The organism is Streptomyces sp. NPDC051636 (genome assembly GCF_044453765.1).
Classification (GTDB): Bacteria; Actinomycetota; Actinomycetes; order Streptomycetales; family Streptomycetaceae; genus Streptomyces.
Genome location: NZ_JBITDA010000002.1, coordinates 1 through 20,701, shown reverse-complemented (window position 1 = coordinate 20,701; position 20,701 = coordinate 1). Strand labels below are relative to the sequence as shown.

Annotated in this window: 20 protein-coding genes and 3 pseudogenes; 13 read left to right on the top strand and 10 right to left on the bottom strand. The window is 67.8% G+C overall.

What is annotated here, in order from left to right:
• Positions 1-7: 7 nt before the first annotated feature.
• The 4 genes from ACIBBH_RS03575 to ACIBBH_RS03560 all read left to right on the top strand — a co-directional run bounded on the left by ACIBBH_RS03575 (position 8) and on the right by ACIBBH_RS03560 (position 4,279).
• A complete protein-coding gene (locus tag ACIBBH_RS03575; protein WP_399401535.1) occupies positions 8-1,108 on the top strand; it encodes an alcohol dehydrogenase catalytic domain-containing protein in 1,101 nt (366 codons plus the stop codon).
• Positions 1,105-2,697 carry a bifunctional 3-(3-hydroxy-phenyl)propionate/3-hydroxycinnamic acid hydroxylase gene (locus ACIBBH_RS03570; RefSeq protein WP_399401533.1) on the top strand — a complete coding sequence of 531 codons (1,593 nt, stop codon included), beginning with the start codon at positions 1,105-1,107 and terminating at the stop codon, positions 2,695-2,697. Before ACIBBH_RS03575 ends, ACIBBH_RS03570 begins: the two co-directional genes overlap by 4 nt.
• Positions 2,694-3,782 carry a zinc-binding alcohol dehydrogenase family protein gene (locus ACIBBH_RS03565; protein WP_399401531.1) on the top strand — a complete coding sequence of 363 codons (1,089 nt, stop codon included), beginning with the start codon at positions 2,694-2,696 and terminating at the stop codon, positions 3,780-3,782. The genes ACIBBH_RS03570 and ACIBBH_RS03565 overlap by 4 nt, the downstream gene beginning before the upstream one ends.
• 152 nt (positions 3,783-3,934) lie before the next feature.
• Positions 3,935-4,279, top strand: a complete 345-nt coding sequence (locus ACIBBH_RS03560) for an aldehyde dehydrogenase family protein (protein ID WP_399401529.1) — start codon at positions 3,935-3,937, stop codon at positions 4,277-4,279.
• Positions 4,280-4,283: 4 nt separating this feature from the next.
• Here ACIBBH_RS03560 and ACIBBH_RS03555 read toward each other — a convergent pair whose 3' ends face one another.
• Entirely contained in the window at positions 4,284-5,564 is a 1,281-nt protein-coding gene (locus ACIBBH_RS03555) for an MFS transporter (protein ID WP_399401527.1), read from the bottom strand.
• Between the two features lie 294 nt (positions 5,565-5,858).
• Positions 5,859-6,698: a fumarylacetoacetate hydrolase family protein gene (locus ACIBBH_RS03550; RefSeq protein WP_399401525.1), complete on the bottom strand. Its 840-nt coding sequence runs from the start codon at positions 6,696-6,698 to the stop codon at positions 5,859-5,861.
• 102 nt (positions 6,699-6,800) lie between these two features.
• Between ACIBBH_RS03550 and ACIBBH_RS03545 the strand changes: the two genes are divergently transcribed.
• From ACIBBH_RS03545 to ACIBBH_RS03515, 7 genes and pseudogenes are all read left to right on the top strand, one after another.
• On the top strand, positions 6,801-7,295 hold the full coding sequence (locus ACIBBH_RS03545; RefSeq protein ID WP_399401523.1) for a VOC family protein: 495 nt from the start codon (positions 6,801-6,803) through the stop codon (positions 7,293-7,295).
• Positions 7,180-7,641 (top strand): IclR family transcriptional regulator C-terminal domain-containing protein, encoded by a 462-nt coding sequence (locus ACIBBH_RS03540; RefSeq protein WP_399401521.1) that lies wholly within the window; start codon positions 7,180-7,182, stop codon positions 7,639-7,641. The genes ACIBBH_RS03545 and ACIBBH_RS03540 overlap by 116 nt, the downstream gene beginning before the upstream one ends.
• On the top strand, positions 7,562-8,023 hold the full coding sequence (locus tag ACIBBH_RS03535) for a hypothetical protein (protein ID WP_399402679.1): 462 nt from the start codon (positions 7,562-7,564) through the stop codon (positions 8,021-8,023). Before ACIBBH_RS03540 ends, ACIBBH_RS03535 begins: the two co-directional genes overlap by 80 nt.
• A gap of 55 nt (positions 8,024-8,078) precedes the next feature.
• Positions 8,079-8,351: pseudogene (locus ACIBBH_RS03530) on the top strand (IS1380 family transposase); the annotation flags it as partial.
• 55 nt (positions 8,352-8,406) lie between these two features.
• On the top strand, positions 8,407-8,844 hold the full coding sequence (locus ACIBBH_RS03525; RefSeq protein WP_399401519.1) for a VOC family protein: 438 nt from the start codon (positions 8,407-8,409) through the stop codon (positions 8,842-8,844).
• Positions 8,845-9,163: 319 nt separating this feature from the next.
• Positions 9,164-9,967: an IclR family transcriptional regulator gene (locus ACIBBH_RS03520; protein ID WP_399401517.1), complete on the top strand. Its 804-nt coding sequence runs from the start codon at positions 9,164-9,166 to the stop codon at positions 9,965-9,967.
• Positions 9,968-9,993: 26 nt separating this feature from the next.
• Positions 9,994-10,173, top strand: a complete 180-nt coding sequence (locus tag ACIBBH_RS03515; protein ID WP_399401515.1) for a hypothetical protein — start codon at positions 9,994-9,996, stop codon at positions 10,171-10,173.
• A 200-nt stretch (positions 10,174-10,373) separates the two neighbouring features.
• On the opposite strand, the gene ACIBBH_RS03510 is transcribed toward ACIBBH_RS03515, so the two are convergent.
• The 7 genes from ACIBBH_RS03510 to ACIBBH_RS03480 form a co-directional block, all read right to left on the bottom strand.
• A complete protein-coding gene (locus ACIBBH_RS03510) occupies positions 10,374-11,294 on the bottom strand; it encodes a VOC family protein (protein ID WP_399401513.1) in 921 nt (306 codons plus the stop codon).
• Positions 11,295-11,336: 42 nt separating this feature from the next.
• On the bottom strand, positions 11,337-12,182 hold the full coding sequence (locus ACIBBH_RS03505) for a fumarylacetoacetate hydrolase family protein (RefSeq protein ID WP_399401511.1): 846 nt from the start codon (positions 12,180-12,182) through the stop codon (positions 11,337-11,339).
• Positions 12,183-12,219: 37 nt separating this feature from the next.
• Complete coding sequence (locus tag ACIBBH_RS03500) at positions 12,220-13,392, bottom strand: acyl-CoA dehydrogenase family protein (RefSeq protein WP_399401509.1); 1,173 nt, start codon at positions 13,390-13,392, stop codon at positions 12,220-12,222.
• Between the two features lie 61 nt (positions 13,393-13,453).
• Positions 13,454-13,984, bottom strand: a complete 531-nt coding sequence (locus tag ACIBBH_RS03495; RefSeq protein WP_399401507.1) for a flavin reductase family protein — start codon at positions 13,982-13,984, stop codon at positions 13,454-13,456.
• Positions 13,985-15,069: 1,085 nt separating this feature from the next.
• On the bottom strand, positions 15,070-16,554 hold the full coding sequence (locus ACIBBH_RS03490) for a tyrosine-type recombinase/integrase (protein ID WP_399401505.1): 1,485 nt from the start codon (positions 16,552-16,554) through the stop codon (positions 15,070-15,072).
• 183 nt (positions 16,555-16,737) lie between these two features.
• Positions 16,738-16,950 (bottom strand): hypothetical protein, encoded by a 213-nt coding sequence (locus ACIBBH_RS03485; RefSeq protein ID WP_399401504.1) that lies wholly within the window; start codon positions 16,948-16,950, stop codon positions 16,738-16,740.
• The gene (locus tag ACIBBH_RS03480) at positions 16,947-17,234 is read right to left on the bottom strand and encodes a hypothetical protein (RefSeq protein ID WP_399401502.1); all 288 of its coding nucleotides are present in this window, start codon (positions 17,232-17,234) and stop codon (positions 16,947-16,949) included. Before ACIBBH_RS03480 ends, ACIBBH_RS03485 begins: the two co-directional genes overlap by 4 nt.
• 186 nt (positions 17,235-17,420) lie before the next feature.
• On the opposite strand from ACIBBH_RS03480, the gene ACIBBH_RS03475 reads away from it, so the two are divergent.
• Both ACIBBH_RS03475 and ACIBBH_RS03470 read left to right on the top strand, forming a co-directional pair.
• Entirely contained in the window at positions 17,421-18,197 is a 777-nt protein-coding gene (locus ACIBBH_RS03475; protein ID WP_399401500.1) for an NAD-dependent epimerase/dehydratase family protein, read from the top strand.
• A 670-nt stretch (positions 18,198-18,867) separates the two neighbouring features.
• A pseudogene (locus ACIBBH_RS03470) lies at positions 18,868-20,150 on the top strand (IS256 family transposase).
• A gap of 10 nt (positions 20,151-20,160) precedes the next feature.
• Here the strand turns inward: ACIBBH_RS03470 and ACIBBH_RS03465 are convergent.
• Positions 20,161-20,601 (bottom strand): annotated as a pseudogene (locus ACIBBH_RS03465) (IS982 family transposase); the annotation flags it as partial.
• Between the last annotated feature and the right edge of the window lie 100 nt (positions 20,602-20,701).

Here is a 20,701-nt window from a genome sequence, read left to right as displayed (position 1 = left end):
CACACCCATGACTGCCATGCTTGCCGCCCGAGCCCGAAAGGGATCCGGCGCACTGCAACTGAACAAGATCGCCGTACCGGAGCCGGGCCCGCAGGACGTCCTGGTCAAGGTTGCCTCCGCCGGACTCGCCCCCGGCATGATGACCCTGCTTGCCCAGGGGGCCTTCACACACCTGCCCACGACGCTCGGCCACGAGGCCGCAGGCACCATCGTCGGCGTCGGCAGCGACGTCACCGGCATTCCGCTGGGCCGGCGCGTACGGGTGCACCCCAATCTGAACTGCCGCAGCTGCAACTTCTGCCGCACCGACCGCGACATGATGTGCCCCCAGCAGGCGATGATCGGCCACGCCGCCTTCGGCGACGCCCCCATGCCGTTGTACGACCGCTACCACGACGGCGGCCTCGCCGAGTACGTCCGCGTGCCGCACTGGCTCGTCGACCGGCTGCCCGACTCCGTCAGTTTCGACGTCGGCGCCAAGGTGCACGATCTGGCCAACGCACTCAGGGCGTTGAAGCTGGCGAAGCTGCCCAAGGGAGCGACGCTGATCGTGACGGCCGCGACGGGCACCATGGGCACGGCCACCGTCAAGCTCGCACCCCACTTCGGCGTGGCCCGCCTCATCCTCGTCGGCCGCAGCGCCGAACGCCTCGACGCGGTACGTCCCTTGGCGGGCGACATCCCCACGGACCTGGTCGCGTTCGACGCTCTGCCGGCGGACTGGGGCACCACAAACGGACTCACGCAGGCGCTGCGCGCTTTGGTGCCGCAGGGTGCCGACGCCGTCCTCGACTTCGTCCCGGACGGGCCGGCCACCGCCCAGTCCCTGGCGGCGCTCGCCAAGGGCGGCAGCCTTGTCCACATGGGCGCCAGCTGCTTGCCGCTGCCCTTTCCCATGGTCGCCGTCATGGCGAACTGCTGGCGGATCATCGGCACACGCGCCTGCACCCGCAGCGACGCGCAGGACGTACTGAACCTGCTCGGCGGCGGCGCGCTGGATATCGACGACCTCATCACCCACCGTTTCCCGCTGGTGGAAGCCGAGCGTGCCGTGGCCGCGATGCAGAGCCGGACGGAGCCGATCTGGATGGCGGTGGTCAACCCATGAGCCCTGCCCCGCTCCCGGTGCTGGTGGTGGGCGGCGGACCGGTTGGACTCACTGCCGCCAACCTCCTCGCCGCCTCCGGTGTCCAGGTCGTGCTCGTCGAACGCAACGCGTCCACCAGCGACGAGGCCAAAGCCATCAGCCTGGACGACGAATCCCTGCGCACCCTGCACAGGGCCGATCTCGCGGACCCGGTCCTGGAGACCGTCGTTCCCGGCACCGGCACCCGCTACTACGACCGCAGAGGACGGCCGCTTTTCCACGCCCGCGGCCCGCAGCCGTACTGGCTCGGCTACCCCTTCAAGAACCAGTTCGCCCAGCCGGAACTGGAGCGCGTCCTGCTGGACGCCCTCAAGTCCCGCCCGGGGGCCGACGTCCGGTTCTCCACCGAACTCGTCGCCGTGCTCGACGACGAGTGCGCAGACCACGTGTCGGTGGGGCTGCGCACGACCGGCGACAAGTCGGGCGACGGTGAGGTAGCGCAGTTCAGCTGGGTCCTGGGCTGCGACGGCGGACGCTCCACCGTCCGTGAGCTGCGCGGGATCGGCATGACCGGCAACAGCCACGAGGAGGTGTGGCTGGTCGCCGACACCACGGGTGACCACCACGAAGAGCGGTACGGAATGCATCACGGCCGCCCCGACCGCCCCACCGTGATCGTGCCGGGACGGGGCGGACGCTGCCGCTACGAATTTCTCCTGCACCCCGGTGAGGGCCGTAAGGGGGAGGCGGACTTCGAGACGATCCGCCGACTGATCGCCCCCTACCGGCACATCACCGAGGACCAGGTCGAACGATCCACCAGCTACACCTTCAACGCGGTGGTCGCCGACCGCTGGCGCGACGGCCGCTGCCTGCTACTGGGCGACGCGGCCCACATGATGCCGCCGTTCGCCGGGCAGGGCCTCAACTCCGGGGTACGGGACGCCGCCAACGTCGCCTGGAAGATCAGCGAGGTGTGGCACGGCCGCGCGGCCGAGCGGCTCTTGGACACCTACGAGCCGGAGCGCAGGCCGCACGCGACGGCGATGGTGAAGTACTCAGAGAAGCTCGGCGACGTCGTCATGACCACCGACAAGCGACGCGCCCTCGTCCGTGACATCGCGGCCCGCTCGCTGCTGCTCACGCCGCCCGGCCGCCGCTACCTCACCCAGATGCGGTTCCGGCCGCCCGCCCGGCACGACGCCGGGCTCGTCCATGGAGCACACAAACTGACCGGCAGCATCCTGCCGCAGCCGCGCGTGCTCGTCCCCCCGAGTCTGCGCCCGCGCATGCTCGACGGCGTCCTCGGACACGGATTCGCCCTGCTCGGCGTGGACGTGCCCGATGAAGCCTGGCAGCGGTTCGACGGGTCCGAGTGGCGCGACATCGCCTGGCCGATCCGCCGGATCGACGTCTTCCTCGACGACCGCCTGCCCAAGGCGGAAGCCGGCCGGTACGCGATCGCCGATGCCGACGGCCGGCTTGAAGAGGCACTGGCACCCGCCCGCAACCGGTTCGTCCTGGTGAAACCAGACCGCTACATCGCCGCAGTGATGGGCCCGAACGACATTCCGGGAGTGGGCGCGTCGCTGCGCGAGGTGATGGCATGACACTGCCCACCACCACCGCTGCCGTCTGGGTCCATGAGCATGGCGGTCCGCAGCAACTCGTCCATAAGCACACCCCGCTTCCTCCCCTGCAGCCGACCGATGTGCTGGTGGCTGTGGACACGGCAGCCGTGTCGGGCTGGGACCTGAAATACCGGCGCGGGCTGCAGAAGGGTACGAAACTGCCCGGCCGCAACCCCTTCCCGATGCCACAGCAGTTGGGCCGGGAAGCCGCCGGCACCGTCCTGGCCACCGGCCCCGACGTCGCATCACTGCGCCCCGGTGACCGCGTCGTCGCCGTCGTCCACCCCGAGAACCCCCACGCACCGGAGACCTACCGGGGCCTGGGCAACCTCTCCACCGGCATCGCCGTCCCCGGCCACCAGGCCCCGGGCGCGTACGCCGCATACCTGGTGCGCGACGAACGCATGTGGCTGCCGCTGCCCGATCACGTCGACCTCGAACAGGCGGCGGTCACGCTGTGGCCCTTCGGCACGAGCCACCGAGTGCTGCGCGACCGGCTGCGTGTCACGGCAGGAGACACTCTCCTGGTGACGGGTGCCGCGGGACCCATGGGCCTTGCCACATCGAGCCTGGCCAAGCTTTTCGGCGTACGGGTCATCGCCACCACCCGGCATGCCGACAGGGCAAACGGACTGCGGGATGCGGGCGCGGACGAGGTGGTCCTCACCGCCGATCTGGAAGCGGCCGGGGCCGCTCTTCAGGACCTGACGCACGGACAGGGCGTCGACCACGCGGTCGACTACTCGACCAGCTCGGCCCTCCTGCGCCTCGCGCTCGACGCGCTCCGCCTGGGCGGCAGGCTGTGCCCGGCCGCAGGGGAGCAGAACCCCCCAGGTCCGATGCCCTTCACGGTCTTCGACCTGACCCGCCTGGAAGCCGACATCGTCGGCGTCCGGGGGGCGCGCCACGAGGACGCACTGCGCGTCCTTGCCCTGCTGGCCGACGGTCGGCTGCATTCCCCGATCGCGGCCCGTTTCCCCCTGGCAAAGGCCGCTGACGCGCACGCCCTGATGGAGAACGCCACCGACCTCGTCGGCCGCATCCTTCTCAAACCGGCCCTGTGACCCTGGGCCGCCGAGGGCCGGTAGGGCGCCTGCCCACTACCGGTCCTCGGCGGCCGCGTCGCTGGCGATCACCTCGGTCACGCAGCCCACGTGACTCGTACTGAGGGGAAAGCCCCGCTCGGTGGCCTCTTCTTCAGCCAGTCCCGTTCTGTATGGCAGGCAGCCGCATCCTCGCGCACGGCATCACCGAGAAACTGCGCGCCCGGGTCACGGCTGCCCTGTCCGGTGAAGGTGGGCCCGGCGACGGCTCGCAGACGCCGATGGGCCCGGTCATCGACCGGGCCCATGTCCTGCGCGTCGACCGCCTGGTCGCCGATGCCGAGGAGTACGGCAAGGTCCTGCTTGTGCGCCGGACTGGCCTACCCGGCAGGGACGGCGGCATTCCTGCGCCCGTCCCCGGCCGAGGCCGACGAGCCGTGCCGCTCGTGCAGAGGGAGCTTTCCGGTCCTGTCGCCACGCTCGAGGTCTTGGACGACGAGGCCGACGCGATGCTGTGACGTCTCACTGCGCTGTGATCCTGGAAACGGCCGGTGGAACGGCTGTCTTCCCGCTGCGGGTGGTGCGCCGGGGGAGAGCCGTGATGGCGAGGGCGCCGCATGCGGCAGGGAGGGCGAAGGCGTAGAAGCCCGCCCTGGGGGAGGAGAAAACCCCGGTGACGGCGGCCAGATATCCGGGCCCGGCGATCGCGCCGATGCGTCCCATGGCCAGAGCGAAGCCCATCCCGGTGCCCCGGATGCCAGGCGGGTAGTGTGCGGCCATACAGGCCACGATCAAGCTCTGCGTCCCGAGCGAGCCGACCCCGGCGAGAGCTGCGAACAGCAGGAGCAGCGGGCGCGGCTGCTGGGTGCTCAGCGCGAGCAGTGTTACCGCGGCCAGAAGGAAACCGCCCAGGGTCACCGCGCGCAGGTGGCCGCGGTCGGCCAGCAGCGACAGGCATGTCGTGCCGGCGCTCGCGCCGAGGGTGAAGACCGTGCTGAACTCCAGGGCGGAGCTCAGGTCGTAGCCGGACTTCATGAGCACGGACGGCAGCCAGGTGCTGGTGGAGTAGATGAGTGCCATCGACATGAAGGACGCCAACCAGAGCAAGAGCGTGGCGCGCTGCCGGCCGGCGGCGAACAGTTCGGCCGGACGGGCCCGCTCCGCGTTCTCAGCCAGGGCGGCTCCGGGGGTCTCCGGCAGCAGACGAAGGAAGACCGGGACCAGGAGCAGGGGGAGTGCTCCTGGTGCGAACAGCCACTGGAAGTGCGTCTTGGGCAGCAGCGCATGGCCGAGCAGCGCGGACGAAGCCCCGCCGATTCCCACGGCCGCCATGGCGACCGCGATGTGGAGGGTGCGCCGCCTGGCCGGGGCGTGATCGGAGACCAGTGCGGCGACGAGCGGTGCCAGTGCTCCTACGGCGATGCCGGTGCCGAGCCGCGCGATGGCGAACACCTCAAGGCTCGGGGCGAGCGCCGACAGCAGCATGGAGCACGAAACCAGGGCCAGGGCGGCGGACATGGGCTTGCGCCGCCCCCAGCGGTCACCGGCCCACCCGGCGAGCGCCGAGCCGGGGAGCATGCCGAGGCCGGTGAGCATCCCCAGCATCCCCAGCGTCGCGCCGTCCACGGACGCGTCCCATGCACCGTAGTGCAGCAGGGCGGGCCCCACTGTGCCGAGGGTGAACAGATCGTAGCCGTCGATGAACAGGATGAGGGAGGCGAGGACGAGGACTCGGCGGGCGGTGCGTGACGGTTCGGAGAGCGGGTGCGGGGCGATCGGAGATCTGCCTGAACTGGATGACACTGAGGCTCCTTGGGGAAAAGAGGGCGTGGGGCGGCCCTGCAGCCCTGCCGCTCGGTCTCCGGGAGCGGTCGCGGACGGGGCGCGGGCCTGCCGAACGAGAGCTCCGCATACGGGGAACTCGACCGTGGTCGGCCGCGGCACGGACATGCCGCCACGCCGTGCCCTGAGTGTCAGCTCATGCGTCCTGAAATTCAATACTCCGGTCACTGTTTCTCTTGGTCGCTCGCGACGCACACGGCTCGGCGCCCGGCACGGACTTCCGTGCCGGGCGCCGAGCCGTGTGCGGTGGCCTTCTCAGGCGGTCTTCTCCGCTTCGCAGACGTTGCGCGTCTCGCCGATGCCCTCGATGATCGTCCGCAAGGTCTGCCCCTCCTTGAGATAGACCTTCGGGTCACGGCCGTCGCCGACACCGCCCGGGGTGCCGGTGCAGATCACGTCACCGGGCAGCAGTGTGATGATGTCGCTGACGTACGCGAGGATGTCGGCGATCCCGAACAGCAGATCCGAGGTCCGCGACCGCTGCATCACCTCACCGCCGACCTCGCACCGGATCTCCAGGTCCGGTTCCACCCCGTTGAACTCGTCGGCGGTCACCAGAACCGGGCCGACGGGCGTCGTGGCCTCGAAAGTCTTGCCCGAGAGGAACTCGCGGGTGCGGCGCTGGTAGTCGCGCACGGTCACGTCGTTGATCACGGTGTAGCCGGCGACGCACTCCAGGGCCCGTTCCTTCGGGACGTGGCGCGCCGCTCGGCCGACCACGAAGCCCAGCTCGGCCTCCCAGTCGACCCGGTCGCTCACGCTGGGCAGTGTGATGGGGTCGTACGCGCCGATGAGAGAGCCGTCGTACTTGGCGAACAGCGTCGGGTACCGAGGGGTGTCCCGGCCCATCTCCTTGATGTGTGTCGCGTAGTTCAGGCCAAGACAGATGATCTTGTTCGGGTGCGGGACCAGGGTCGCGAAGTCGGCGTCCGCGGCGGCCACGCGCTGACCTTCGTGCCGCGCGGCGAGAGCCTGCCAGTGATCGCCCTCGGCCAGCAGGGCGGTGAGGTCTGCGTGGGGCAGCAGGACGTACTCGTCGCCGTCGAGGCGTGCCGCGCGGGTTTGTCCCTGGATGCGAAGCGTGGCCAGTCGCATGGTCGTGCACCTCTTCTGTCGTTGACCGTTCCTGATGGCGATCGTACTATTGCTTCGTAGTGCAGGATACATATCCTGCATAAGAGGACAGCGAGGGGTGTCATGGCGATCACCGGACTCGGCCACACCGGCCTGTGGGTGTACGACCTGCCGAAGATGCGGGATTTCTACGAGCGGCTGATGGGACTGACCGTTACCGACGAGGACGAGGGGCTCGGCATTGTCTTCTTCAGCGCGCGCCCCGATGAGGAGCACCACGAGTTCGTCCTGCAGAAGGGCCGGACTGCCGCGATAGGCGACAAGCAGCAGCACCAGATCTCATGGCGGGTGGCGTCACTCGAGGACATCCGCAACTTCCATCGGCTCTTCGCGGAGGAAGGGGTCAAGGTGCAGCAGGAGGTCACGCACGGCAACGCCTTCGGGATCTACTTCTTCGATCCAGAAGGCAACCGCAACGAGGTCTACCTGCGCATCGAGAAGGATGTGCGCCAGCCCTTCCGCAAGTCCATCGACTTCGGCATGGAGCCCGAAGCGATCTACGCGGAGGCCGAAAGGCTGCTCGCCGACGGCGGCGCGGCGTACCAGCCGGTGCAGTAGGCGAGGAGGGGTCATGCCCTCCCCTGTCCCATGTCAGCATTCTCGCATGTCAGGACCATGCCCCGCTTACGGGAAGCAGTCAGGACATCGCGGGCGCAACACCGGTTCGGGCAAGCTGCGCCCTCATCTCGCCGACACACGCGACCAGGGATACGTGGTGGCGCGGCACGAACTCGACCCGGACGTTCTCGGCTCTGGCGCGCCGGTAAGGGCCGAGGACGTCCGGGTGATCGCCGCCATCAGTATCGCCGCGCTCGCCGGACGTGATGTCCGCGCCGGACACGGTGGCCGCGGCCTCTTTGGCCCACGACTTGTACGGCCGCGGCGACGGACGGGGAGAGGATAACGAGGGCGGCGAAGTGAGATTGGCTCGCTGGGTGATAGTGACTTTCGGAGTACTTAGTGTATTTCTGGCGGTTGCGTTGCATAACTGGAGCATTGTGTCGCTGAGCTCGTTCGCTGTCGCACTTACGGCTTCAGCAGTACTCCCCGCCCTGGTCTACAGTCTTCTATGGAAAGGATACACAAGGTCTGGGTTGCTATGGACTGTCTACGGTGCGTTGGCGTGCTGCATTCTCCTTGAATTGTTCAGCCCCACAGTCTCCGGCACACCTTACTCTCTTTTCCCGGAACAGGATTTCCACTGGTTCCCGCTCCAGAACAACGCACTGAGATCTGTCCCCGTTGGCTTCTTCCTGGGCTGGGCCGGAAGCCGCCGGAACCGCTGAGTATCTGCACCCCATATTGATTTCGCTGGCCGCGTAGAGGCTGACCACCGATGAGGTCCTGGACGTCGCCCTGACGGTCGCGCTCGGCGGTGACTGCCTCGCAGATGTCGCGATGCTGCGGTGCGAGCCGACCGTCTTCGGCCCGGTCGCCTCCGACCCGACGGTCTCCCGCCTGATCGACGTCCTTACCGCCTCCGGCGAGAAGGCGCTGCAGGCCATCCGGTCCGCACGGTCCGAGGTGCGTAACCGGGTCTGGTCGCTGGCGGGCAAACACGCTCCGGACGCCGGTGGACAGGTCACGGTCGACCTCGACGGTGGCCGGGTACTCGGCTGCGTCCTTGCCGGAAGCACCCAGATCGGCCCGGCTCGGTAGCATGCAAATCATGGCCATCAAACTTGAGAATGTCGGCATCGCCGTTCGCGACCTCGAAGCAACGATCTCCTTTTTCACCGACCTCGGCCTCACGGTCGTCGGCCGTGACACGGTCAGTGGTGAGTGGACCGACACCGCCGTCGGCCTTGATGGCAATCACGCCAACATTGCGATGCTCCAGACGCCAGACGGTCACGGTCGCCTTGAGCTCTTCGAGTACATCCACCCCGAAGCGATCGAGTCGAAGCCCACTCGTCCCAACGAGATTGGCATGCATCGCGTCGCCTTCTCAGTCGACGACATCGACAAAGCCCTTGAGACAGCCGCAAAGCACGGATGCCGTCCGCTTCGCGGTGTGGCGACCTATGAGGACATCTACAAGCTCACATACGTCCGCGGTCCCAGCGGCATCATTGTCATGCTCGCCGAGGAGCTGAAGAAGAACTGACGGTTGATCGGGTCAATTAGCCTCGCGCTTACACGAGGCGGGCTGTCAGACTGGTGGTCAAGAAAGCAGAAAGTGCCTCTGAGGCAGTGGAACCCGGCACCCACCCGACGCGACAGCCGGGCCACCGGCCTGCCCACCACCCACCCTGGAAGGCGAAAGGGTCCACCGACTCCGTCCACGGACCCTCACGCAAGATCGAGCTAGGAGACGGCGAGCCGAGAGGGGTGCCCGCTTCATGGCGCGAGAGGATGGGAGCATTTCCGATGGTCGCTTCTCCGTGGAAATCTCTTCGCGAGGACGATCCCCTAGTATGTCCTACATGACAGGACGTAAGTCAGAAGCTGCTGTTCCGGCGAGTCAGTACCGTGAGCGCAACTCGACCGCGGATCGAGCCCTGGACATTCTGGGGCTGTTCTCTGAGGACAAGCTCTCTATCTCGGGTCAGGAGGTCGCCACCGCCTTGGGGGCGGCGCGCTCAACCGCTTATCGGTATGTGCAGAGCCTCGTCGGGAGCGGCTTCCTGGAAGAGGATCCGGGCGGCGGGTTCCGCCTGGGTCTGCGGATCCTGGAACTGGCGCGCTTGGCCCGGCGGGGGTACGGCCTGTCGGAGATCGCCTTGCCCGTGATGAGGGACCTGTCTGCCGAGGTCGGCGAGACCGTGCTGCTGACTCGCCGTTCCGGGGGAGTTGCCATCTGCGTGGAGCGGTGCGAGGCGGAGCACCCAGTGCGGATCTCCTACGAGCGCGGCAGCGCTCTCCCGGCGAATGCCGGAGCCTCTGCTCTGACGCTGCTCGCCTGGCTGCCGGAACAGGAGTGTCGTGAACTGTTGGAGGGGCAACGCCTGCAGCGGTTCACCGCCCGCACGATTACGGATGTCGACGCACTGATGGCTCGCCTCGCGGACATCCGCCGTGACGGATACTGCGTCAGTCGGGGTGAACTCGACGCGGACATCCTCGGCATCGCTGCTCCTGTGCGCGGTTCCCGTGGAGATGTCGTCGCCGCACTGAGTGTCGCGGCGCTGGAACACCGGGTGCCGGATCGTCGGCTCGCGGCAGTGATCGAGGCAGTGCGCGAGGCCGCCAGCGTCATCAGCGCACAACTCGTCGTGACGGAAGATTGACCCAACCCGCGACGTCCTGTTTAGCGATGACAATAGCTGACTATCAGGCCCTCGGGGCGTGCCGCAGCATGGGCGAGCTCGACTACATACAGCTGCTGGACGGCGTCCACCAGCTGGTCACGGCCCCGAGCGTGCTCGTGTGGAACCGGCTCAACACCCACATCTCGCACCGGATGTGCCGGCTCATCGCCAAGCGCGAGGGCTGAGGGTGTACTGCTGCCTGCCTACGCACCGGACCTGAACCCCGCGGAGGTCGTTCCTTGAGAAGGGGATGCGGGGAAGCGTACGGGGCAAGCACTTCGCCGTGGCTGACACTCACGAGGGAGGCATGGTGTCGTAGCCGGTTTCGGGTGAGATCCGCTTTCTCCCTCCGTGCTGCTCATCTGCGAACCCCTTGGGCGGATGGCTACGCGCTGTGTGAGTCGGTCATCATCTCCGCCAGGTCCTCGGGCTTGATGAACGACGGCGGCGGAGGCGGTCCCCAGTTGAACAGGCCCTTGGCGCCTTCGAAGACCTCAGGCTTCCAGAGCTGGTCGTCGACGATGCAGTCCAGGTCGGAGTAATACTCGGAGAAGTTGCCGGCCGGGTCCTTGAGGTACCAGAAGAAGTTCGACCCGGCGTGGTGGCGGCCCAGGCCCCAGACGTGCCGTTCGGGGTGGTCCTCCAGCATGGCCATGGCGCCGCGGCCGACTTCGTCCACGTCGTCGACCTGCCAGGAGGTGTGGTGCAGGAACGCGACCGGCGCGGAAAGCACGAGGATGTTGTGATGGTCGGTGGAGCAGCGCATGAAAGCGCCGACGTCGCCCATCAGATCGGACACCTTGAAGCCGAGGCCGGTGCGGAAGAACCCGGTGGTGGCCTCGAAGTCGGTGGTGCCCAGGACCGCGTGGCCCAGCTTTCGGGGGCGGACGGGGCCGATGCGCCGGATCCCCGGGGCGCGCGTTCCCACGCGTTCCATGCGGCCTGGACCGTTGTACGGGGTGGGCGCAGTCTCCGGCTGTCTGACGCGGGGCTCGACCCTCAGGACGGCGCGCACGCCGGTGATCTTCTCGTACGAGGTGAGAGTGCCGGCATCGAACTCGACGGGGACGCCGAGCCGGTCGAGCCTCGCTGCAGCCGCTGCGAGGTCGTCGGGGGTGTCGACCCCTACGGTGATCTCGACGAGGCGGCGGGTGGGCGCGTGGACGACGCGCAGCTGGCGACCTCCGTCGCGCGTGCTGAACCAGCCGTCCGACTCTGGCGTCAGGCCGAAGTCGGTGTAGTAGGAGGTGGTCTGGGCGGTGTTGGGGACACCCATGACCACCGAGGAGAGACGGTGCAGGGCCATTTGGAACTCCTGGACGCGGAAGAGTACGAGGGGGACCCGCGCTCAGGCGCGGAAGGTCTGACGCAGTTCGCCGATGCCCTCGATGCGGCTGACGAGGACGTCACCGTCGGCGAGCCAGCGCTGCGGAGTGCGGCCCATCCCCACACCCGCGGGTGTGCCGGTGAAGATGATGTCGCCGGGGCCCAGCGGGAGGATGGCCGAGAGCCGGGACACGAGGGAGGGCACAGAGAACAAGAGGTCTCGGGTGCGGCCCTTCTGGACCTCCTCACCGTTGATCGCGCAGCCCAGTTCGAGGTCGTCGCTGTCGGCCAGCGCGTCCGGGGTGACCAGGTACGGGCCCATCGGAGTGAAGCCCGGGTAGGACTTGCCCAGGCCGAACTGGGGAGCGGGACCGGTGAGCTGGGTGATGCGTTCCGAGATGTCCTGTCCGACGGTGAGTCCGGCGATGTGCCGCCAGGCGTCGTCCTCGCTGACCTGGTAGGCATGCTCGCCGATGACGGCGACGAGTTCGACCTCCCAGTCCGTGTGCCCCCCGTCCGGCAGCCGCACCTCGGTCACCGGTCCTGTGAAGCTGGAGGAGTACTTGGTGAAGACGGGCGGCAGTGTGTCGGGCATTCCGAAGCCGGACTCGTCGGCATGTGCCCGGTAGTTGAGCCCTACGGCGAAGACCTGACGCGGTGTGGGAGCGGGCGCGCCGAGGTCAGTCGGGGAGAAGGGCCGCCCGGCCGGCAGGTCGGCGTCGGCCGCCCAGGCGCGGAAGGCCATCCAGTGCTCGTAGACGCCCTGGGGGTCGGGCCCGAACCGGCCGTTGCTGGCCTGCTCGACATCGACGGCGGTGTCGTCGTCCGTGATGACGGCGAGACGGCCGGACAGGTTGGCGATACGCACGTGCTGCTCCTATGAGGAGGATGGGGGTGTGTTCCGGTCACACGAGGGGGGTGATCTTCTCGTCGACGCCGAGCAGGGCCTTGCCGTAGACCTCGATCGCCACGGTCGGTGCAACGACCGCGTGGCGCCCGGCGGTGTTGGCGTCGCGCCAGATCCGCTGCAGCGGGTTGACCTCCGCGAACGAGGCGGCGCCGTGCACGCTGACGAGTGTGTTGATCGCTTCGAGTACGTTCTGGATGGCCCAGCCGGTGTCCGCCCGAACTCGGGCGCGCTGGGTGAAGTCGAGGTAGGTGCCCTTCTGTGCGGCCTGGTCGATCTCCGCGGCGGCGCGCTGGGCGTGGAGGGTGGCGGTGTCGATGCGCAGGGCCGCCTCGGCGATCTGCATCTGCACGGCGACCGACTCGGCCTGGGTCTCGTAGAAGGTGTACGAGATCGGTTTGCGGGATGCTTTGTCCGTGACGTAGTTCAAAGCCGCGCGGCCCAGGCCCAGTTGCGGGCCGGCCAGGACGAGAGCGAGAACCGGCACGAAGGCCGAGCGGGACAGGATCTCGTCGTGGTGCTCCGTCGGGTACTTGCCCTCGATCGCGGCCGGCACGGACATGACCCGGTGCTCGGGGACGAAGATGTCCTCGGCGACGAGGCAGTTGCTCGCGGTGCCCTTCATACCTGCCACGAACCAGGTGTCCTCGAGGGACAGGTCCGAACGGGGCGCGAGGACCAGGCCCTGGTCGACGACGGTGCCGTCGTCGTCCGTGAGAGGCACGCCGAGCACCGCCCAATCCGCATGCGAGGAACCGGAGTTGTAGTACCAGCGGCCCGACACCCGCCAGCCGCCGTCGACCTTGGCCGCCGTGGAGGTCGGGGCGAGGACACCGGTGACCCGGGCGTCCGGGTTGGCACCGAACACGTCGTCCTGAGCCTTGGAGGGGAAGAGGCTGGTGAGCCAGTTGCAGACGTTGACGAGGGTGACCACCCAGGAAGTGGAGCCGTCGCCCTCTGCCAGCGCGGCCGAAACGGCGAGCATGGTGCGCATGGACGTCTGGTGCCCGCCGTACCGCTTGGGGACGGAGAGCTTGAGCAGTCCCGCTTCGGTGATCGCGTCGATCACCGCGTCCGGTATCCGGCGCTCGATCTCGGTGGTCGGTGCATGCTCGCGCAGCAGTGGTTGGAGGGCCACGGCACGGGCGACGAGGTCGTCATAAGTCGTCATCTTGTGCGGTCTTTCAGTCGGTTGGCGGGGCGGAAGCGCGGGTGGGCAGATGGAGGACGGGTCAGCGCGCGCAGGCGGCGACCTGTTCCCGGATGGTGTGGCGCGGGCGGCTCGCGTATGCCGAGTGGGTTCCGAAGGTCCGGAATCCGTAGACGAGCGGCGGTGCCGGCGTCGTCCGGGCATGAGTGACGGTGCCGAGCAGCAGCAGGTGGTCACCCCCGTCCACGGCCTCGGTCAGATCGCACACCAGCCATCCGGGAGCGGCGTCCAGACGCGGCAGGCCGTGATCGAAGTGCCATTCCGTGCCGGCGAACCGGTCGGCCCTGCGGCGCGCGAAGAGCATGGCCAGGTCATCCTGCGCGTGGCTGAGGATGTTGACGCCGAAGCGTCCGGTCGTCGTGATGCGAGACAGGACTCCGGAGCCGCGGTCGAGGGCCACGGTGACCATCGGGGGCCGTAGCGACAGCGATGCGAAGGAGCTGACCGTCGTGCCGTGGGGGAGGCCCTCCGCCGTGGCGGTGACGATCACGACCGGGGCGCAGACGCTCGCCATGAGGTCACGGAATTCCTGCTCACCAAGGACGGGGACCATGGGATCTCCATTCATCATGATGATTATGGTGATGTTGCATCCCTGTTTCGCGGGGCGTCAAGGGTTGGGAAGGTATCCGTCATAATCAATTGGAGATGCTCGGTAGAGGAGTGAGGGAGCTGTGGTGGCGCGGAGCTAGGAAGCTTGGCGCGGGGAACGGGGTCAGGCCCCGACAGGAGCATGGATACTCCGACGCTGCACCGGGCCGACTGGGGCCGTAACGGGGGGAGTTCCGGCGCCGAGTCGGCGGCCGGCGTCATGGCGGACTCGCCGCGCGAGTCGCGACCGGTACTCGGCTGGGCGCGAAGGATGAACTGCGTGCGCGGTGCGGAGTTTCGGCTGGCACCTTCAACGAGACGCTCCGGCTGCTCCAGGTGCGGAGAGTGGTCACCGTGCAGCGGGGGCCGAGGCGGGTCGTTCGCCGCGGAGTAGACGCCGATGGCGAGGCTCGCCCATTCCGTCCTGGCGCTGGACTCGGCACAGGCGGACGTGACCGAGGTGCTGCGCATCCGCAACGCGTGACCACGGGGTCTTCCGTTGGGCATGGCTCCTCCTTGCGTGCACCTTGCCCGCGCTTGTCTTGCATAGAAGGATTAGTGTCCTATTTCTTCGACCAAGAAGCCAGAGTCTTGTTTCGTTCCTGTCTGCAGGGAGGCGTCGTGTCACGTACCGAACCAAGTCTTGGCCGGGTCGAAGAGTCCGTTGTGTAACTGCTTCACGCGGAGGAGGTCGCCGTCCTGGCCGTCCTGGACGAGCACGGCCGACCGTCCACATCGACGATGCGCATCGCCGCCGACGGGCTGCGCGCCTACGTGCACACGTTCGCTCGTACCCGCAAGTGCTCGGAGACGGTGAAGGACGAGCGGGTGAGCTATGTCGTCGACTACCTGCTGACGATGTCGTCGACTACCTGCCGACGGGGGCTACGAGGAGCGCTCCAGACCCGTTCGCTCCGGGTCAAGGGCGCGTGCCACCCCGGTCGTCGAGCCGGACGAGATCGCCCTGGCCGTCCGGCTCAGCCGTCAGCAGTTCCCCTGGGCGGCGACCTCGGGGATGTTCGAGCACGTCCAGGGCCCCGACGAAGGTCAGCAGGCCTCCCAGTGCCGACGGACCGTGGAGTCGTGCAGCCGGGCATAGTGGGCGGTCATCTCGCCGGAGGAGTGATCGAGAAGGACACGTACGCCTTCCTGCGGGACGTCCCTGTTAATCAGCCTGGTTCCGAAACTGTGGCGCCATTGATGGGGCGTCAGATGGACCGGCCGGCCGTGTTCGTCCTGAACGTCACATCGCTCCAGCCAGCGATCGAGCTGACCTCGGTAGGAGTGCGTGGTCAGTGGGCGAGTGCCGTCGGGGTTCATCCGTGGCGCCGGGAACAGCCACCGGCTGCCGCCGGGCCAACGCTGAAGGACGCGCTGCTGCTGGGCGGCGATCTCACCCTCGATCTCCTCATCGATGGGGACGAGGGCTTCGCGTTTCATCTTGCGGTTGAGGTAGCGCAGGTAGGCGGCGCTGTCGGCGTCCCGGATGATGCAGTCGAAGGCCAGGTGGCAGGCGTCGCCGACCCGCAGCCCGCAGCGCATGAGGATCAAGGTCAGTGCCCGGCCGTCGGGCGTGTGCCAGCGGTCGAGGTTGTCGGGCTGCTCGACCTGGGCCATCACGTGTTCGGCCAGAGCGCGGGGCAGCCGCTTGTCGGGGCGGGGGAAGTCGTCAGGGTAGAAGATCACGTTCGCCGGGAGGCTCTGGTCCCAGCCGTGGCGGCGCACGGCGTGGAAGAAGGCGTTCAGCGAGCCGATGTCCCGGCCGCGGGAATGAGTTGAGCGCGAATCGAGGGCCAGGTCAGCGAGGTAGCGTTCCAGCACGGTCCGGTCCACGCGGGCGAGGTCGTCGGCGGCGACGCGGGGATCAGCCAGGAATCCGGAGAACCGGTTGAGAGCCAGGATGTCGATGACGGCCTGGTTGACGCTGCGGCCGATGCTCAGCCGCCAGCGCACGAACCGTTTGGCCAGCTCACGCAGCCACGGCTGAAGGATGCGGTCAAACCGTAGCCGGGCCCGGGTGCCCTCGATGCCGAGCCGACGAAGTTGCCACACATCGCGCGGGAACTCGCTTTCCCAGCCGCTGCCGTGAGCGAGGTCCTCCAGGTGCGTGTACGCATAGCGCAGGAAGGCCAGCTGCCCGTTCTGGCTGTGGCTGGAGCCGCGTCCGGCGGCGTAGTACTCGCTCCACCGCTCCATCGGCCACTCCAGCAACGAGGCGGCGCCGCTGGCGGCGACCAGCCGGATCACTGGGGCAACGGCCGAGCTGTGGGTGTTGACCTGCCGCTCGTCGTGACGGCACTGGAGCGCGTACTGCAGTTCCAGCCGCAGCTGCCGTTTCCCCTCCAGCGGCCGGAAGTCGAACCGGTCGTCCCCGGCGGCCTCGCAGCGGCGTACGAAGTCCTCGATCTCGGGGCTGCCGACGGCATACCAGCGGGACTTGTGGTTGTGGCAGAACGGCGACTTCCCCTGGGCCCACAAGGTGCAGAACGACAGTCGGCAGACCCGACGGTCGCTGTCCTCGACAGTCGGCAAGGCGGCCACCCACGTCCTTTTGCTGGGCTTGCCCGCTCGCTCCCAAAAGCCGTGGTGGCGCACGCACAAGCTCTGCCGGGCGGCCCCGAAGCGGCATCCGGCGACAGCGCAGGCCGTCAGTTCTGACCATCCGATCGGGTCGGGCCCGGGATCTGCGATGAACGCTTCGACGTCCGGTTTCCCTCACCGCTGCCAGCGGTAGTAGTGGCCGCGGCAGAGCTGGCGGGTGCGGGGCTGGCGCGGGCATCCGGGGATCCGGCAGGAACCCAGCCCGAAGATCAGTTCCCCGGGGGCGGGGGTGAACACGTCCACGCGGAACTCCGGCCGGACGGCGGCCATCAATTTGCCGAGCAGGCCGGCGCCGGGGGCCGGAACGGCAGACATCGCGTCGCTCACCAGCGCACCTCCCGGCCGGTCAGGAATCCTGCGGCCTCCAGGGCCCGACGGGCATCCTCCACAGACAAGTGGCCGTAAATGTCGAGCGTGGTGGCAATCGAGGAATGTCCGAGCAACGTGCTGACCACTTCGATCGGCCCCCCCCCTGCCGCAGGAGAAGGGTGGCTCGGGTGTGCCGCAACCAGCTGGATGAAGCGCCGGTCCACCCCGTCCTCGGTCAGATGCGTGACGTACGAATGCCTTGTGTCCGCAGAGGCCGTGTGCGGATAGGTCCGTGTGGCCATTGAGCGGGGCGATTGCCGCAGCCGGTTGCGCTTTGATGGTGACGGGCGGTGTTGCGATTCCCGAATGGCCGCAGTGAGGCAGATCATAACCTGCCCTTGCTTCGAGTTGCCTGTGGAAGGCTCGCGGAGGTCAGGATGTCGGTGGTGTGCGGCAGGGTGGTCGTCATGGGAACGAGACTTGAGACTGTGGCGATCACGGGTGCGGCTGGGCGAATCGGATCGGTGGTGCGGGCGGGCTTGCGTGATGAGGTAGCGCGGTTGGTGCTCATCGATCGTGTGGGGCTCACAGCGCAGACGCCGACGGAGGACGTTCACCAGCTGGATCTGCGTGATGCCGAAGCGGTGACAGCGGCCCTGAAGGGCGTGGACGCGGTGGTGCATCTGGGTGGGATCCCTGATGAGGCGCCATTGCCGGATCTGCTGGACGGGAATGTCCGAGGGACGCACAACGTGCTGGAGGGCGCGCGTCGGCACGGGGTGCGGCGGGTCGTGCTGGCCAGCAGCAATCGAGTGAGCGGCTTCTATCCGGTCGCGGAGACCGTGACACCCGAGATGCCCGCGCGTCCGGACGGCCTTTATGGGGTCAGCAAGGTTGCAGTGGAAGCGCTCGGGCGCCTGTATGCGGACAAGTTCGGCCTGTCGGTGGTGTGCCTGCGGATCGGGAGCTTTGAGGACGCGCCGAGCGAGCGACGGCATCTGTCCACGTGGTTGAGCCCCCGCGACGGCTTCGGCTTCGTCCGGACGGCTCTCACCGCTCCGGACGTGCGCTTCGAGACCGTCTTTGCGGTCTCCGCCAACAACCGCCGTTTCTGGGATACCGATGCCGGGGCGAATTTGGGATACGTGCCCGTGGACGATGCCGAAGCCTTCGCTTCGCGTCTTCCGGCGGGCCAAGGTCCGGCCGAGAGCGATCCGCAGGGCGGCGAGTATGCCAGCGCGGAATACACCCTCCGACACATGTGAAGGCCGGCTCGGCTGCTGTGGGCTGGGCCTGTCAGCTGCAGGATCCGGTTGTGCTTGTTCGGGCCGCTGGGAGGCGGGTCACACGGTTGGCCGGCGGTTTCGCGGAGATGGGCGATCTCTTCGTGTTGTGCGGCGAGTCGGGCGAGGGCCTGGGTGCGGAAGTCGGAGAGTTTATCGACGGTGCTCTCCGACTGGGCGAGCCGTTCCTTGAGCTTGGAATTCTCCGTTTTGAGGCGGGCGATCTGGGCTTTTCCGTGGGTCGGGGATCTCGCCAGCCTGGTGCAGGGTCTGTAATCGGAGTTCGAACTCGACGCGGAGGTGAGAGTAGGGGCGGGTGCCGTATAACGCGGTGCGGTCGACCGCTGCCTCACTGGCAAGGGTCTTGATGTCGCACTTTCCGCCGGGTGGGATCTCACCCCGCAGGAGCCGGTCCATGGCGGCCCGGATGCGGTTCTCGTTCTCGGTCCGCTGGGCTGCGGAGATTCTCATGAGGACTCCTCGTCCATAGCGGCAGCACCGGCAGCGTCGATCTCGGCGACGTGTCGGCGTACACCTGAACTGAACGTCCCCAACCGCGTACGAGTGAGCGCGGCCAGTTCCTGACACGCTGAGGGCCGGTGCTTGGCACTCTGCTGCTCGGTCGGTTCGAGGTGGCAGAGGACGGCTGACGATGGTCCTTGATCCGCATCGCTGGGTGGAACTGCGGTGCTCCCGTGGCCTGTTCGAGTCCGGGGCGATGAGCCTGTCGGAGATCGCCAGGGAGACAGGTCTGGACCGCAAGACGGTCCGCAAGTACCTGGCCGACAAGGGGCCGGCCTCACCGCCGCGGCGGGCTTCGAGCGGTCCGCGTCAGCAGCGGGTGGTGGACGAGTTAGCGCCGCTGATCGACTCGATGCTGCGGGCCGAGATCCTGATGAAAGCCACGGTCATCCACGAGCGGCTGGCCAGGGACTACGGCTTCACCGGCAACTACCAGCGGGTCAAGCTCTACGTTCAGGAAGCCCGTCCCCAGGATCGCCGAGGAGCTGGGCATCACGCCGAAGGAGCTTGCGGGCCTGCACCGCCGCTTCGAGGCGATCCCCGGCGCCCAGGCCCAGGTGGACTGGGGGGATGGGGGAAAGATCCTCGCCCACATGGGCATCGGCAAGGTCTATTCCGCTTTCCGCACCCGGCCCCTGGACCACGTCCGGTTCCCCTACATGTACCTGGACGCGACGTACTGCAAGGCCAGGGTCGCGCACCAGATCGTCTCTCGGGCCGTGGTGATCGCCACCGGCATCACCGAGGACGGCGGACGCGAGGTGCTGGGGGTGATGGTCGGCGACAGCGAGACCGAGGTGTTCTGGACCCAGTTCCTGCGCCACCTGCGCGAACGCGGCCTCAGCGGCGTCCTGCTCGTGCTCGGCGACCACCACTCGGGCCTGGTCAAGGCGATCCGCAAGGTGATGATCGGCGCCTCGACCAGCGGTGCCGGGTGCACTTCCTGCGCAACGTCTTCGGCGTGATCCCCAAAGACGCCGCCGAGATGGTCGCCGCCACCATCCGCACCATCTTCGCCCAGCCCGACCAGGCCGCCGTCCGCAGCCAGCTCGACACGGTCGCCGACATGCTCGGCGCGCAGTTCCCGCAGGTCAAGCGGATGCTCCTGGAAGCCAAAGACGATCTGACGGCCTTCGCGGCCTTCCCGGAACGCCATTGGAAGAAGATCCGGTCCACAAATCCGCTGGAGCGGGTCAACCGAGAAATCAAGCGCCGTGTCGATGTCGTCCAGGTCTTCCTCAACGACGACGCGCTGTTGCGGCTGGTCACCGCCGTCTCTTCGAGATGCACAACGAGTGGATCGCCTTCCCCCGCCGATACCCCCCCGAGGGGAGCATGGACCAGATCTACCCCGGCGAGCTCCTCGAAAGCGCCCCCGGACTACCCAACACCACCAACACAACGGCCGGTTGATCAGCTACACCCACGACAAGGGACACGACCTGGCGCAGTAGCCGTACTCGGCCCAGCCGGCCAGGTCGGAGCGCTTGACGGTCTCCTTGGAGCGGCCGCATTCCACCGGGGTGGAGTCCACGATCCACACGTCGTCGCTCCACAGCGCGGTGTCGGTGGCCAGGACGCGGATGGTGCGGCGGATCAGCGAAGCCGCCGCCCTCAGGCGCTTGTTGTAGCCGGGTTGCTGGGGCAGGTAGGGGAACAGGTGGCGCAGTTGGGCGCGGGTGTGGCGCAGCCAGCGGGCCTCGCTGGTGAAGCCGAGCAGGGCCTGCATCACCGCCAGGGTGACCAGTTCAGCGTCGCTGGGTTTGGGTGCTATGCCCACCTTCGGGCGCCACGGGTCCAGGTGCGGAGCCGCTTTCAGTAGGTCGTCGGTTCTCACGCAGAGTGCGGTCGCGGGGGTGTCCAGATCATCTAGGCGGTTTCGTTTGGATCATCGGGCGGACCAGAGGAAGATGCCGGCGATGTGGAGTCCGGCGAGGTAGATGGTCGCGGTCTTGTCGTAGCGG

What these genes read in the sequence shown, in the direction of transcription:
- ACIBBH_RS03480 (WP_399401502.1), bottom strand. Translation starts at nt 17,234, where the DNA reads ATGGCCACACGGACCTATCCGCACACGGCCTCTGCGGACACAAGGCAT.
- ACIBBH_RS03565 (WP_399401531.1), top strand. Translation starts at nt 2,694, where the DNA reads ATGACACTGCCCACCACCACCGCTGCCGTCTGGGTCCATGAGCATGGC.
- ACIBBH_RS03500 (WP_399401509.1), bottom strand. Translation starts at nt 13,392, where the DNA reads ATGACGACTTATGACGACCTCGTCGCCCGTGCCGTGGCCCTCCAACCA.
- ACIBBH_RS03520 (WP_399401517.1), top strand. Translation starts at nt 9,164, where the DNA reads ATGACAGGACGTAAGTCAGAAGCTGCTGTTCCGGCGAGTCAGTACCGT.
- ACIBBH_RS03550 (WP_399401525.1), bottom strand. Translation starts at nt 6,698, where the DNA reads ATGCGACTGGCCACGCTTCGCATCCAGGGACAAACCCGCGCGGCACGC.
- ACIBBH_RS03525 (WP_399401519.1), top strand. Translation starts at nt 8,407, where the DNA reads ATGGCCATCAAACTTGAGAATGTCGGCATCGCCGTTCGCGACCTCGAA.
- ACIBBH_RS03570 (WP_399401533.1), top strand. Translation starts at nt 1,105, where the DNA reads ATGAGCCCTGCCCCGCTCCCGGTGCTGGTGGTGGGCGGCGGACCGGTT.
- ACIBBH_RS03545 (WP_399401523.1), top strand. Translation starts at nt 6,801, where the DNA reads ATGGCGATCACCGGACTCGGCCACACCGGCCTGTGGGTGTACGACCTG.
- ACIBBH_RS03495 (WP_399401507.1), bottom strand. Translation starts at nt 13,984, where the DNA reads ATGGTCCCCGTCCTTGGTGAGCAGGAATTCCGTGACCTCATGGCGAGC.
- ACIBBH_RS03575 (WP_399401535.1), top strand. Translation starts at nt 8, where the DNA reads ATGACTGCCATGCTTGCCGCCCGAGCCCGAAAGGGATCCGGCGCACTG.
- ACIBBH_RS03560 (WP_399401529.1), top strand. Translation starts at nt 3,935, where the DNA reads ATGGCAGGCAGCCGCATCCTCGCGCACGGCATCACCGAGAAACTGCGC.
- ACIBBH_RS03510 (WP_399401513.1), bottom strand. Translation starts at nt 11,294, where the DNA reads ATGGCCCTGCACCGTCTCTCCTCGGTGGTCATGGGTGTCCCCAACACC.
- ACIBBH_RS03535 (WP_399402679.1), top strand. Translation starts at nt 7,562, where the DNA reads ATGTCCGCGCCGGACACGGTGGCCGCGGCCTCTTTGGCCCACGACTTG.
- ACIBBH_RS03540 (WP_399401521.1), top strand. Translation starts at nt 7,180, where the DNA reads ATGTGCGCCAGCCCTTCCGCAAGTCCATCGACTTCGGCATGGAGCCCG.
- ACIBBH_RS03515 (WP_399401515.1), top strand. Translation starts at nt 9,994, where the DNA reads ATGACAATAGCTGACTATCAGGCCCTCGGGGCGTGCCGCAGCATGGGC.